This is a genomic window from Desulfuromonas thiophila (genome assembly GCF_900101955.1).
GTDB lineage: Bacteria > Desulfobacterota > Desulfuromonadia > Desulfuromonadales > Desulfuromonadaceae > Pseudodesulfuromonas > Pseudodesulfuromonas thiophila.
Window position 1 is genome coordinate 1 of record NZ_FNAQ01000013.1, and the last position, 13278, is coordinate 13278.

The 13278-nt window shown below is 64.1% G+C and carries 11 protein-coding genes and 1 pseudogene; 9 read left to right on the plus strand and 3 right to left on the minus strand.

Annotation, left to right across the window (positions count from 1 at the left end; genetic code table 11):
• Positions 1 to 249 (minus strand): annotated as a pseudogene (locus BLR80_RS09745) (hypothetical protein); the annotation flags it as partial.
• A 73-nt stretch (positions 250 to 322) separates the two neighbouring features.
• Here BLR80_RS09745 and BLR80_RS09750 point away from each other — a divergent pair.
• From BLR80_RS09750 to BLR80_RS09775, 6 genes are all read left to right on the plus strand, one after another.
• Entirely contained in the window at positions 323 to 1729 is a 1407-nt protein-coding gene (locus BLR80_RS09750) for a hypothetical protein (protein WP_092079346.1), read from the plus strand.
• Positions 1695 to 2708, plus strand: a complete 1014-nt coding sequence (locus BLR80_RS09755) for a phosphatidylserine decarboxylase (protein ID WP_092079349.1) — start codon at positions 1695 to 1697, stop codon at positions 2706 to 2708. Before BLR80_RS09750 ends, BLR80_RS09755 begins: the two co-directional genes overlap by 35 nt.
• Before the next feature lie 141 nt (positions 2709 to 2849).
• Positions 2850 to 3893 carry a prolipoprotein diacylglyceryl transferase family protein gene (locus BLR80_RS09760; protein ID WP_092079352.1) on the plus strand — a complete coding sequence of 348 codons (1044 nt, stop codon included), beginning with the start codon at positions 2850 to 2852 and terminating at the stop codon, positions 3891 to 3893.
• Positions 3880 to 4395 (plus strand): DUF2062 domain-containing protein, encoded by a 516-nt coding sequence (locus tag BLR80_RS09765; protein ID WP_092079355.1) that lies wholly within the window; start codon positions 3880 to 3882, stop codon positions 4393 to 4395. The genes BLR80_RS09760 and BLR80_RS09765 overlap by 14 nt, the downstream gene beginning before the upstream one ends.
• Before the next feature lie 115 nt (positions 4396 to 4510).
• A complete protein-coding gene (locus BLR80_RS09770; protein ID WP_092079358.1) occupies positions 4511 to 5260 on the plus strand; it encodes a putative metalloprotease CJM1_0395 family protein in 750 nt (249 codons plus the stop codon).
• A gap of 525 nt (positions 5261 to 5785) precedes the next feature.
• Positions 5786 to 7477, plus strand: a complete 1692-nt coding sequence (locus tag BLR80_RS09775; RefSeq protein ID WP_171906407.1) for a cation:proton antiporter domain-containing protein — start codon at positions 5786 to 5788, stop codon at positions 7475 to 7477.
• Between the two features lie 42 nt (positions 7478 to 7519).
• Here the strand turns inward: BLR80_RS09775 and BLR80_RS09780 are convergent, their stop codons facing one another.
• Positions 7520 to 8317, minus strand: a complete 798-nt coding sequence (locus BLR80_RS09780) for a sulfite exporter TauE/SafE family protein (protein WP_171906408.1) — start codon at positions 8315 to 8317, stop codon at positions 7520 to 7522.
• Between the two features lie 297 nt (positions 8318 to 8614).
• Here BLR80_RS09780 and BLR80_RS09785 point away from each other — a divergent pair, with 297 nt between their 5' ends.
• On the plus strand, positions 8615 to 10156 hold the full coding sequence (locus tag BLR80_RS09785) for a YifB family Mg chelatase-like AAA ATPase (RefSeq protein ID WP_092079360.1): 1542 nt from the start codon (positions 8615 to 8617) through the stop codon (positions 10154 to 10156).
• Positions 10146 to 10643 (plus strand): hypothetical protein, encoded by a 498-nt coding sequence (locus tag BLR80_RS09790; RefSeq protein WP_092079362.1) that lies wholly within the window; start codon positions 10146 to 10148, stop codon positions 10641 to 10643. The genes BLR80_RS09785 and BLR80_RS09790 overlap by 11 nt, the downstream gene beginning before the upstream one ends.
• Here BLR80_RS09790 and BLR80_RS09795 read toward each other — a convergent pair.
• Complete coding sequence (locus BLR80_RS09795) at positions 10635 to 11438, minus strand: carbon-nitrogen family hydrolase (protein WP_171906409.1); 804 nt, start codon at positions 11436 to 11438, stop codon at positions 10635 to 10637. The genes BLR80_RS09790 and BLR80_RS09795 overlap by 9 nt on opposite strands.
• 420 nt (positions 11439 to 11858) lie before the next feature.
• On the opposite strand from BLR80_RS09795, the gene nhaD reads away from it, so the two are divergent.
• On the plus strand, positions 11859 to 13271 hold the full coding sequence (nhaD, locus tag BLR80_RS09800; RefSeq protein WP_092079364.1) for a sodium:proton antiporter NhaD: 1413 nt from the start codon (positions 11859 to 11861) through the stop codon (positions 13269 to 13271).
• Positions 13272 to 13278 lie beyond the last annotated feature (7 nt).

Below are 13278 nucleotides of genomic sequence, written 5' to 3' on the forward strand. Positions count from 1 at the left end.
CATGGCCTGGTTGAGTTCAGTCTGGACGGGATCATTCTGGCGTTTTTTCAGCGACTCGTCGATCCCGGCCAGCGCTTTCTCTCGCCACTGCTCCAGGCGGTAGATCTCAATGCTCAGTTCGCGGGATAGCGCATCAACGGATTCGCCCCGCAGCAGACGTAGGACCACTTCACGCTTGCGGGCGGCACTCCAGCGCTGCCCCTCGGCCAACGGTCCTGTGACGGTTTCGTTCTGGTTCTGTTTGGTCATTGTCAATCTCCTTGGACACGGGGACATTACCCCAAATCAGTGTCCAAGAAAACCGGCGCCGCTCCATAATGGGGTGCATGTCAGTCTCGGCAGCCGGCGTCTGACTGCCGAACGGGCCCTGGGCGGTGGCGGCAGCTATCCGGCGGCACTGGAAAAGCTGTGCGGTGATCTGGCGATCAAGATTCAGGAACATTTTCTGCCCCTGTTTGTCGGCACCTACAGTGCCGCGCCCTATCGGCTCGGCTTTGAGGATTTTCATCCGGAGCGGGCGCTGGGTTTTCTGGCCCACGAACTCGATTTCACCCATCTGCGCATGCTGTGGCGCCGCTGGCGCAAGAAGGCGCAGCTCAAGCTGCTGGGACAGCGGCTGACGCCCTTCGGGCCTGACTGGCTCGATGGCGCCCTGAGCCGCTTGCCGGGCTTGCAGGGCGATTTTGTGCCGGATTTCCGTTTGATCGATTATCCGGTGAGTTTTCTCAGCAGCGCCGAAAGCCCGGCTCTCGATGGTCATCTGGGCAACCAGCAGCGCCTGCTGGCCGATCTCGATGCCATGGGCGTGTTCGACGCGCGCATGTCGCTGTATCAGCTGATGAAGTTGCGCAGTTACCAGCAACAGGGTTTCTGTGGCTTCGAAGGCCGTTATTACAGTCTGTTTCCTTCCTTTGGCGCCGATATGGCGGCGGCGGTAAGCCTGCAGCAGCTCATCAGCGCTCTGGCGTTTCAGTACATGGCCAGCGGTCTTGGCCAGCATCGCACCATTCCCGATACTCCCCAGTGTGAAAGTGAACGACGGCAGATTTTTTTCGGCCGCGCCCTTGGTCTGCCGACCTTCTATGTGCGGCGCGACAGTCGTAACCGCTTCTTGCTGCGCATTCTGCGGCGCACGGCCGGCGTGCGGGTCAGTCGGCGCTATCCCGGTTACTGGCGCGTGCCACAGCAGCAGTACGCCCTGGCCGCGCTGGAGGTGCTGGAGCAGGATGGCGCCGCCCTGATCGAGCAGCTGGGCTGCGGCGAGCTGCTGACCGATCTGCGCCAGCGGTTGCTGCGTCCGGCCGAAGCCAGCGCCGTCGGTCGGCTGAGCCGTGCCATTCTGGCCGACGCCGGTGTGCGCCAGCCTCTGCAATTGCCGGCGGCCGAGTTCAACCGGCTGGCGGAACGTTATTATCGTGATCAGCTGCGGCTGGAGCAGCTGTGGGAAGGTCTGGCCGATCTGCGGCCGACGGTGGCCAGTCTGGCAGCTGAGGGGTCTGCGGCCGAACGGGTCTGGTTGCGCCAGCAGCTCGGCGGGCGCGAGGACCTGACCACGGCCTTCGACGATCTGGTCCAGCGGTTGCGGCAGCAGCGGCTGCGCGGTGCCGATCTGCTGGCGCTGATCAATCTGGTGCTGCTGTGCCTGCAGCAGGACCGGCGCCGGGCGGGTTTGACAGGCGAGGGGGAGGGGGACCATGACGCTACCACACCAGTATATCGAGCGCTATAGCGGCCAGGTACGGACCGAGCAGCTGTTCGGCGACCGGCTGGTGCGTTTTCTTTATCATCCGCTGCGTGAACAGGCACCGGCGTTGTTCCGGCTGCTGACCAGTGGCTACAGTTCGCGCCTGTTGGCGCTGGCCCAGTACGATCTCGATACCTTTAATCCCCGTTTGCGCCAGCCGGCCTTCCTGCGTCAGTACGGCATCGATCTGGCGGAATGCCTGGAGCCGGAGCGGCTCACCAGTGCCCGTCGGCTGTTCGAGCGGCGTATCCGCTACTGGCATTGCCGGCCCATGGCGGCGGATGAGCGGGCGGTGGTGGCGCCGGCGGATGCGCGCCTGTTGCTGGCCTCCCTGGCCGAAGACAGTGCTCTGTGGCTCAAGGACAAGTTTTTCGTGCTGGCGGAGCTGCTGGCCGCGACTAAGACCGACTGGCTGGGTCGCTTTGCCGCCGCCGATGTCGCCATTTTCCGGCTGACGCCGGAGAAATACCATTACAACCACCTGCCGGTCAGTGGCCGGATTGTCGATCAGTACGAGGTGCAGGGCCGCTATCATGCCTGCAATCCCGGCGCGGTGGTGGCCGCGGTGACGCCCTATGACAAGAACCGCCGCCTGGTGACGCTGATTGATACCGATGTGGCCGACGGCTCTCAGGTGGGGCTGGTGGCCATGGTCGAGGTGGTGGCGCTGATGATCGGTGATCTGCACAGCTGTTACTGCGATCATTGCGGGTATGAACCCGTGACGCTGCAGTACCCCGGACTGTTCGTGCGCCGGGGTCAGCCCAAAAGCCTGTTCCGTCCCGGCAGCAGCACGGTGGTGCTGCTGTTCGAACCCGGCCGGCTGCGCTTCAGCGACGATCTGCTGGCCAACCAGCGGCGTGGCGATGTCGTCAGCCGCTTCAGCCGCGGCTTTGGTCTGCCGCTGGTGGAAACCGAGGTGCGGCTGCGCAGCACCATCGGCCGGGCGGTGACAGGAGGTTGAACTACGCCTGGGAAGCTGGGGGCGCAACAACGTAGCGATGGCGGCGTTGCGGCAACGGCCCCGGCCTTGCCTGCGGTGCTTTGTGTTTCGCCAGCCAACCTGATGCTGTTTACCAAAGCAGCTCGGAAGGAGCCTGTTGTGATGACCAATCTGCTGATTTTGCTGGTGTTAGCCTTGCTGAGCGGCTTTTACCTGCTGTGGGGCTGTCGGGTGCTGCCGCGCGAAGGCTGGCAGTTTATCGCTGCGGTGCCGCTGCGGCGCGTTGGTCCGGAACAGTGGCAGGGCTGTAACCTGACCTATTACGGCCTGTTGACCGCCAATGCCTATGTCGCGGCCTTGCTGCTGCTGTTGTTGGCGCTGCAGGCTGTCGGGGTGGCCAGCGCCACCGTGGCGCTGCTTGGACTGGCGTTGCTGGGGCTGTGTGTGCCGGCTTCGCGACTGGTGGCGCAATGGGTTGAGGGCAAGGCGCACACCTTCACCGTTGGTGGCGCGGTTTTTGTCGGTATTCTGGCGGCGCCCTGGCTGGTTCTGGCCATCAACGCCGTAGTGGGGCGGCAACTGTTGCCACCGCTGGCGACCCTGGCGGCGCTGGCGCTGGCCTACGCCTTTGGCGAGGGCTTCGGCCGGCTGGCCTGTATCAGCTTCGGCTGCTGTTATGGTCGGCCACTGGCCCAGAGTGGCCCTTTGGTCCGTCGGCTGTTCGGGCGTTTTCCGCTGGTATTTGAAGGCACAACCCGCAAGATCGCCTATGCCAGCGGTTTACAGAACACGGCGGTCGTGCCGGTTCAGGCCCTGACCGCCCTGCTCTATGTCGGCGCCGGCCTGATGGGACTGTGGCTCTACAGCCGTGGAGCGATGCTGGCGGCTCTGCTGCTGGCAACCCTGGTCACCCAGGGCTGGCGGCTGCTGTCGGAACTGCTGCGCGCCGACTATCGTGGCGAGCGGCGCTTTAGCGCCTATCAGTGGATGGCCCTGCTGAGCCTGTTTTATCTGCCGCTGGTGGCGAGCTGGCTGCCGCCGGGGCCGCAGCTGCCAGTCGATTTGCTGACGGGGCTGCGTGGCCTGTGGCACCCGGCCATCCTGTTGCTGGCGGCCGTGCTCTGGTGGCTACTGTTTCTCTATACCGGCTGTAGCCGCGTGACCGGCGCCATCCTGCAGTTTCACGTCCGGCGTGAGCGGATCTGATCGGCGTTTTGGCGGCTTGCATGCGGCCCGTCAAATCCGGCGGCTTCTCGGCCGTCTGCTGTGGGCGGGTTCCAGCCCGCGGCGTCTGGCGCTGGCACTGAGCCTGGCGATTTTGCTGGGATTGATGCCGTTGCCCTGGGGCACCAGTCTGTTGTGCGCCGCCCTGGCCCTGAGTCTGCGACTGAATCTGGCGCTGATGCAGGCGGTCAATTTCGCGCTTTACCCCCTGCAGCTGGTTCTGCTGCTGCCCTTCTTTCACGCCGGTGCCTCTCTGGCCGGTGTTCCTGCCCCTGGTGCCATTCTTTCGCTGTCTGCCCTGCTTGATCTGTCGCGAATGGCCGGTACGCTGGCACCGTTGGCCTTTGCCGCCGCTGGCGCGTTGCTGCTCTGGTTGCTGGCAGCGCTGCTGCTGTGGCCTGTGCTCTATGGGCTGTCGTTGTACGCGTTGCAACGGCTGGCCCACCAGCGCAGTGCTGACGATTTCGCTGAACTGGAAAAGTAACGCCGCGCTGCTGCGGTGCCGCGGTCTTTTTGCTATACTTCACCAGAATTCTGGCGGGTAGCGCAGGTGCTGCCGCTGCTGGACTGAGGGTTGCCCTTTTCCGGTGAGTCGCATTATGTCCGCGCTTCGGCTCTCTTCTTCTCTGACACCGCTGGAGGCTTATGCCCGGCAGGCCCCCTGGCCGCAGGGCTTGACGGTGTTGCGACCGCTCGCCGGCAACGGGCGCGCTTTGGCTGGAGAGCGGCAGGGTGACAGTCGTGATCGTGTCAGCCTCAGTGGTGCGGCGCGCCAACAGGCCGATGAGGCGAAAACCGCCACGGCACCGGTTGCTGGCGAGGCGGAGGAGAAGACGTCAGTGGCCGCAGCCGCAGCGCCCCAGACCCAGCTGACCACGGCCGAACTGGAACAGGTGCGGCAGCTGCAGCAGCGTGATCAGGAGGTGCGGGTTCACGAAGCGGCCCATGCCGCCGCCGGCGGCCCCTATGCCGGTGCGCCGACCCTGCGCTACGAAACCGGTCCCGATGGCCGCCGCTACGCGGTTGAAGGGGCCGTCAATGTCGATCTGGCGGCCGTGGCGGGTGATCCTGCGGCCACCATCGAAAAGATGGCCGTCATTGAGCGGGCTGCCCTGGCGCCGGCTCAACCGTCCGCTCAGGATTATCGGGTGGCGGCGCGGGCACGTCGCCAGGCGGCCAGCGCGCGGCAGGAACTGGCCGAACAGCAACGGGCCGCACCGCAGATGGCCCAGGTCGCGGCGGCCTACAGCCGCATGGCCGGCCGGGCGGCCGACACGGCGACAGAGCCCGGTCATGCGGCCGCAGCCGCCATTTCCGCCCGGCTTGACGGGCCGGGCTTGCGGGCATAGGCGATGCCGCCGCCAGCCGGCTGTCGATAGACGTTTGGCGCGCCCGGGCCTAGCAGGCTGTTGAAAAACAGCCTGCTGGAGCCCATGGACGGGCGACCAAAATCAATCATTACTTGGTAATGGATTGATTTTGTGAGCAAGACGGAAATCGCATTTTCGGCTTGCGTCGTTGAAAAAGCCCCGGATGGGACTTTTTCAACATCCTGCTAGGCGCGATGCTGTTTCTTCCGCAGTTGTTATAAACAGGAACAATCTGGTTTGTGCTCCTGCTGGTGATGGCAGAGCTACACAGCCCTGGACTGCTGTTGCTCTGCCATCGTTTCGTGGCCTCGACGCTTGCGGACCTTGTTTCATGGCCTGATCCTGGCCTGCCTGCCTGTGCGTTTTTGCCTGGCTTGTCCTCCCTGATGCCGGTTGTAAAGGGCTCCGGGGTGTGCAATTGCCGGGCGGCGGAAATCCTTTCTCCCTGATCCCGGCAGCCATGGGCTTTGTGCCCGCTTTGGTGCTGCGCCCTGACGAGGCCGCATGGACGTTCTTGATCACCACAATGTTACCGTATTGCTGTTGTCTCTCGGGTTGCTGCTGGCAGCGGCGCGGTTGCTGGGGGAGCTGGCACGTTCTGTCAACCTGCCGGCGGTGCTGGGTGAAATCCTCGCCGGCATTCTGGCCGGACCGACGGTACTCGGTGCTGTTGCGCCCGCGATTCATGCCTTTCTGTTCCCTTGTGTCGGCGGTTGCGCGCTGGCCTTTGATGGTCTGACAACGTTGGCCATCGTGCTGTTTTTGCTGGTGGCTGGCATGGAGGTCAATCTGTCGGCGGTCTGGCGCCAGGGCAAGACCGCGTTGTGGGTCGGCCTGGCCGGCATGGCGTTGCCCTTTGCCCTGGGGTTTGCCGCCGCCTGGTGGCTGCCGCAACTGATGGGTCACCAGGCCGGCGCGCCCCGGCTCGCCTTTGCCCTGTTCATGGCCACGGCGCTGTCGATATCGGCCCTGCCGATCATCGCCAAGATCCTGATGGATCTGAACATCTATCGGAGCGATCTGGGCGTGACGGTGGTGGCGGCGGCGGTGCTCAACGATCTGCTCGGCTGGTTGGTGTTTGCCGTCATTCTCGGGTTGCTCGGCGCCGGTGGTGGGCTGCCGGTCGGCTATACCATCGGCCTGACCCTGCTCTTTACCCTGATGATGCTGACGCTGTTCCCCTGGGCCATTCATCGTGCATTGCCCTGGATACAGGCCCATACCAGCTGGCCCGGCGGGGTGCTGGGTTTTGCCCTATCCCTGTGTCTGTTGGCCGCGGCCTTCACCGAATGGATCGGCATCCATGCCATCTTCGGCTCTTTTCTCGCCGGCGTGGCCTTGGGCCATTCGAGCCATCTGCGCGAACGCACCCGCACCACCATCGAGCAGTTTGTATCCTTCATCTTCGCGCCGCTGTTTTTTGCCAGCATTGGTCTGAAGGTCAATTTTCTCGACCACTTCAATCCATTGCTGACCCTGACGGTGCTGGTGCTGGCCCTTTGCGGTAAGATTCTTGGCAGCACGCTCGGCGGCCGGGGTGCCGGCCTGCCGTGGCGCGATGCCCTGGGGATCGGTTTCGGCATGAGTGCCCAGGGCACCATGGGCATTATTCTGGGTGTGCTGGCGTTGCAGTATGGTCTGATCAGTCAGACGGTTTTTGTGTCGCTGGTGATCATGGCGCTGGTGACCTCGCTGCTGAGTGGCCCGGCCATGCAGGCCGTGCTGCGGCTGAAAAAGGCCCGCCGCTTTGTCGATTACCTGGCGCCGAGCGGTTTTGTGTTGCGGCTCAAGGCGGCGGATCGCTGGCAGTTGATCGAGGAGTTTGCTCAGCTGGCGGCGCCCCTGGCGGGGTGCGCGGTGACGGAGATTGCCGCTCTGGTGCGGCAGCGCGAACAGGTGATGGCCACCGGCATCGGCAAGGGCCTGGCCGTGCCGCACGCCCGGCTGGAGGGCCTGGCCGAGCCGCTGGTGCTGGTGGGGCTGGCGCCCCTGGGGATCGATTTCGACGCGCCCGATGATCTGCCAGCCATGCTGATTTTCTTCATCCTCACGCCGCAGGACGACAGCGGTATCCAGCTGGAGATTCTTGCCGACATTGCCGGCACCTTCAAGAGCCGGCCGATGCGCGAAAGCTGTCTGCAGGTGAGCAGCTATACCGAATTTCTCGCGCTGGTGCGCAGTGGCCAGGCCCATTGAGCCAGTGGCCACCCCGGTTTCGCCGCCGATTTTCGTGCCGGGTCAGCAGAACAGGCCGATCAGCATGCGCGTTCCCATCAGTACCAGGAACAGGGCGAACACCTTCTTAAGCCGCGTTACCGGCAGGCTGTGGGCCAGCCGGGCTCCCAGCGGCGCGGTCAACACACTGGCCAGGGCGATGCCGGCCAGGGCCGGCAGGTAGATGAAGCCGAGGCTGCCGCCGGGCAGGTTGGTTACCGCCAGGCCGTTGAGCAGGTAGCCGGAGGCGCCGGCCAGGGCGATGGGAAAGCCGATGGCGGCGGAACTGCCGACAGCGCGATGCAGTGGCAGGTTGCACCAGACGAGAAAGGGTACCGATAGGCTGCCGCCGCCGATGCCAACCAGGCTAGACACGCCACCGATGAGGCTGCCGGCGCCGAACATGCCGGCAAAGCCCGGCAATTCGCGGCCGGGATGGGGCCGCTTGTTGCGCAGCATCTGTACAGCGACGTAGAACAGGAAGCTGACGAAGAAGATACTGAGAAAGCGACTCGACAGCTGGGCCGCCAGATAGCTGCCGGCAAAGGTGCCGGTCAGAATGCCTGGCGCGATGGCCCGCACCGCTGCCCAGTGAACCGCACCGCGGGCATGGTGGGCGCGCAGGCTCGACAGCGAGGTGAACAGGATGCTGGCCAGCGAGGTGCCCAGCGCCAGATGCAGGATGTAGCTCTCCGGCATCTGTTGCGAACTGAAGGCAAAGGCCAGCAGCGGCACGATGATGACACCGCCGCCGACACCGAGCAGTCCGGCCATGACCCCGGCGATGGCGCCGGTGGCCAGATAAAACAGAAAAAACAGCATGACAGCCTCCAGCTTGGGTGCCACGGCAAACGGTTTGGGTCGTGGCACAATAAAGAATTTTCGCGACCGGTTCTCCGGCCAAGGGCTTCATTGGCGGCTTGCCCGTCGGGGGACTGGGCGGCCAGCAATGCTGAATGTGGCAGCGACAAACGATAGACAGGCACAGTGGCGGCTGTCAAAGAGTAAAAAATCCCTTGTGGGGGATGTTTTGTGCCAGGGCTGCTGTCGGCCGGTCGGTTTCTGCTATACTTGCCCGGTTAGCCCGTTGTCATGTTTCCCGGTTCAGCAGGAGCCCCCATGCTTGCCACCCTTTATTCCGGAGCCCTGATCGGCATCGACGCCTATCCCGTCGAGGTCGAAATTGATGTTGCCCAAGGCCTGCCCCAGTTTGCCACCGTCGGTCTGCCGGAAGGCGCCGTCAAGGAGTGCAAGGACCGGGTCAAATCGGCCATCAAGAACAGTGGCTACGATTTTCCCGTGCGCCGCATCACCGTCAATCTGGCCCCGGCCGATATTCGCAAGGATGCCGCCTCTCTCGACCTGCCGGTCGCTGTCGGGATTCTGGCGGCCACCGGCCATGTGCCGGAACGGGCGCGGCGCTTTCTCTATATGGGCGAACTGTCCCTTGATGGCCGCATCAAGCCGGTGCGGGGCTGTCTGGCCGTGGCGGTGGCGGCGGCCGACTGGCCGGTCGAGGGGTTGATTCTGCCGGCGGAAAATGCCGCCGAGGGCGCGGTCGTGGGTGCAGTGCCGGTCTATGGGGTGGAGGATCTGGCCCAGGTGGTGGAGTTTCTCAACGATCCGACCTGCCTGACGGCAACGCCGCCGCCCGTTGGTAACGCGGCGGTGTTGCTACCGGAAGGGGCCGAGGATTTCAGCGAGGTGCGCGGCCAGCAGCAGGTTAAGCGGGCGCTGGAGGTCGCGGCCGCCGGCAGCCACAACTTGCTGATGATCGGTCCGCCAGGGAGCGGCAAGACCATGCTGGCACGGCGCCTGCCGACCATTCTACCGCCGCTGAATTTCACTGAAGCCCTTGAAACCACGCGGATTCATTCTATCAGTGGCCTGTTGCCACGGGCCGATGCCCTGGTACGGCAACGCCCTTTTCGGTCACCGCACCACAGCATTTCCGATGCCGGCCTGATCGGTGGCGGCGCGGTGCCGCGGCCCGGTGAGGTGTCGCTGGCCCATAATGGCGTGCTGTTTCTTGACGAATTGCCGGAATTCAAGAAGAACCTGCTGGAGATGTTGCGCCAGCCGCTGGAGGATGGCCGGGTCAGCATCAGCCGGGCGGCCCAGAGTCTTACCTTTCCGGCCTCGTTCATGCTGGTGGCGGCGATGAACCCCTGTCCCTGTGCCTATCTGGGCGATCCGCAGCATCCCTGCCGTTGTACGCCGCTGGCCCTGCAGCGCTATCGCAGCCGCCTGTCCGGGCCGCTGCTTGACCGAATCGATTTGCAGGTGGAGGTGCCCCGCGTCAGCTACCAGCAGCTGGCCGGCGGTGCCGAGCCGGAAGCCTCGGCCACCATCCGCGCCCGGGTTGAAACGGCCCGGCAGTGCCAGCAGCAGCGGCTGGCGCCCTACGGTTTGCACACCAACAGTCAGATGCAGGCGCGTCATCTGCGCCGTTTTTGTGCGCTTGACGAGGAAGGCCATCGTCTGTTGCAGCAGGTGACGGATCGGTTGGGGCTGTCGGCCCGCAGCCATGGCCGGATTCTCAAGGTGGCGCGCACCATCGCCGATCTGGCCGGGGCCGAGCGCATTGCTGTCGCCCATCTGGCCGAAGCGGTGCAATACCGGGGACTGGAGCGGTTGCCGGGAGGGCGGGATGAGCGCTAAACGGACGGTGCCGGCCAAGCGCCGCCCGGCAACCTCAAGGCGAAAAAAACCGGTCGCGCGCCCCAGTCGGCCGCGCTGGTTGCGTTTTGTGCTGGCCCTGCTGACGTTTGTTGTGCTGCTGCTGCTGCTTGATCAGCTGCTGCGCTACAGCCGGCCGCCGGCCGGCAGTCTGTTGCACAGTCTGCAGCGTTTTCATGCGCGTCTGCGTGTGTCACAGCCGGTCGCCGTGCCCGGCGCCACGCCCCCGGCCGCGCCGCTGCCCGTTGTGCGCCCGTCGCAGCCGGAGGTGTCCCGCCGTCCAGGCGCGGCGCCGCCAGCCAGCGTCGATGCCCTGATCGAGCTGCACCAGCAATCCGCACCGGCCAGCGGTCCGCGCTATCTGTATCTCAACGAGGCGGGGGAGCTGATGTTTGCCGACCAGCTGGAGCAGATTCCGGCGCCGCTGCGTGCCACGGCCCAGCCGCTTGCCGGCTCAGGCTCAAGGTAGGGTGCCGTAGATTTCCGGCCGCCGGTCGCGGAAGCAGGGGATTTGGCTGCGGTAGCTGAGCATTTCCTCGGCGCTGAAGGTGGCGATTAGGTCCGTGTCGTGCTCGCCGGCTTCGGCCAGGACCTCGCCGCGCGCTGACAGCAGCAGGCTCATGCCGAAGAAATCGAGCTTGCCCTGCACGCCGCAACAGTTGGCGGCGGCGACAAACAGCTGGTTTTCGATGGCGCGGGCGCGCAGCAGGGTGCGCCAGTGTTCCTGGCGCGGCTTGGGCCATTCCGCCGGCAGGCAGATGATGGCGGCGCCTTCGAGGGCCATTTTGCGGAACAGCTCGGGAAAGCGCAGGTCGTAGCAGATGGCGACGCCGATACGGCCGAGCCGGGTCGGCACCACACAGGTGCGGTCGCCGGCGGCCAGAAAGCGGTCCTCGCCCATGGTGGAGAACAGGTGCAGCTTGCGGTAGTGGCCGACGAGGGTGCCGGCGTCGATGGTGTAGGCGCTGTTATAGAGCCGGCCACCATCCTGCTCCACCAAGCTGCCGACGATGACCAGTTGGTGGCGGCGGGCGACCTCGGCCAGTGCCGTCAGGATGGCCGGCGTGCGCTGCGCCAGCTGATCGAGCTGACGGTAGGCGTAACCGGTGCTCCACATCTCCGGCAGGACCACCAGCTGCGCGCCCTGGCCGGCAAGGCGTTCCAGGGCAGCCAGGGCGGTCTGCAGGTTGGCGTCACAGTCACCCAGTTGGATGTTGAACTGGGCGATGCCGGCGACAATGTCCTGATTCAGGGCCTGTTTCATGGTGGGATTCCTTTTGGCTGGCGGTAGAATTCGCTGCCCTGTGGCAGGGCGCCATCATAGCCCAGGGCCGCTGTCGGCCGCAAGCCGCGGCGCGGGATTGCGTCCCTTGAGGGGGATTACCTGATGTGGAAGATCTGCAACATAAAAGGCAAAAAGTCCCACATGGTGCTTCAAGGGTTGACAGTGGCGCGAAGCCGGTGCTATGAAGATGAGCCCTGAAAGTCGAAAAACAACGCAAAATCGTTGATCTATGCCAGAAGCCCGCCTGTCGGCGGGTGTTGCCAGCCTCAGCGTACCAATGACCGGCACACCGAACAGGGTGCCGATTTTGTTATGTTTATTCCGGTGTCAGCCCGGCCGCGAGACAGGTCACTGTCGGGTGGTTTCATACCTTTTTTATTTCATGCTACGGGGGAAAATGTGAAGAGTCTGTTGACCGTTTTGTTCAGCCTGGCCGCCCTGCCGGCCCTGGCCAGTGAAGGCGGCGGCGCCGTGCGCGACCTGACCGGTAGTGGTTTGGCCGTGCTGGCGCTGGCGCTGTTTGTCGGCGCCTATGCCTTGGTGATTCTGGAAGAGAAGCTGCACCTGCGTAAAAGCAAGCCGGTGCTGCTGGCTGCCGGAATCATCTGGATCCTGGTGGCGATCACCTACAAGAGCCTGGGCGAGCCTGACCATGCCCACCATGCGATTCTGCACAATCTGGTGGAATACGCCGAGCTGTTCTTGTTCCTGCTTGCCGCCATGACCTACATCAATGCCATGGAGGAGCGCAACGTGTTTCAGGCGCTGCGCTCCTGGCTGGTGTCGCGCGGCTTTTCGCTGCGGGTCATCTTCTGGCTTACCGGCCTGCTGGCCTTCTTCATCTCGCCGGTGGCGGACAATTTGACCACCGCCCTGCTGATGGGCGCGGTGGTGATGGCCGTGGGCGGCTCGAACCAGCGCTTTGTCGTCATGGCCTGTATCAACGTGGTGGTCGGTGCCAATGCCGGTGGCGCGTTCTCACCCTTTGGCGACATCACCACCCTGATGGTGTGGCAGAAGGGCATGGTCGAATTCAGCGAATTCTTTGCCCTGTTCCTGCCGTCGCTGGTCAACTGGCTGGTGCCGGCCACGATCATGAACTTCCTGATCAGCAAGGAAAAACCCCAGGCCCTGGACGAAAAGGTGCAGATGAAGTTCGGCGCCAGACGGGTCATCATTCTGTTCCTGTGCACCATCGTCACGGCAGTATCGTTCCACAACTTCCTGCATCTGCCGCCGGCTGCCGGCATGATGCTGGGTCTGGGCTATCTGGGCTTTTTCTCCTACTACATCAAGAAGCGCGAGCATGCGGCCCTGATGGCTGAGGCACCGCTGCACATGGATCTGAGCGGCGAGGAGGATGAGCACGGCTACGACATCTTCCGTGAGATCGCCCGTGCCGAATGGGATACGCTGCTGTTCTTCTATGGCGTTATCCTCTGCGTCGGTGGTCTGGGCCAGTTCGGCTATCTGGCCATGGCGTCGCAGGCCATGTATCATGATCTGGGCGCCTTCAATGCCAACGTGCTGGTCGGTATTCTCTCGGCCATCGTTGACAACATTCCGGTGATGTTCGCCGTGCTGAGCATGGAGCCGCACATGTCCCACGGTCACTGGCTACTGGTGACCCTGACGGCCGGTGTGGGCGGCAGCCTGCTGTCCATCGGTTCGGCTGCCGGTGTTGCCCTGATGGGTACCGCCCGCGGCATCTACACCTTCGGTCGCCATCTGGTGTTTACGCCGGCGATTGCTCTGGGTTACGCTGCCAGCATCGCCGTCCACATGCTGATCAACGGCAAGTATTTCCACTGACGCCATT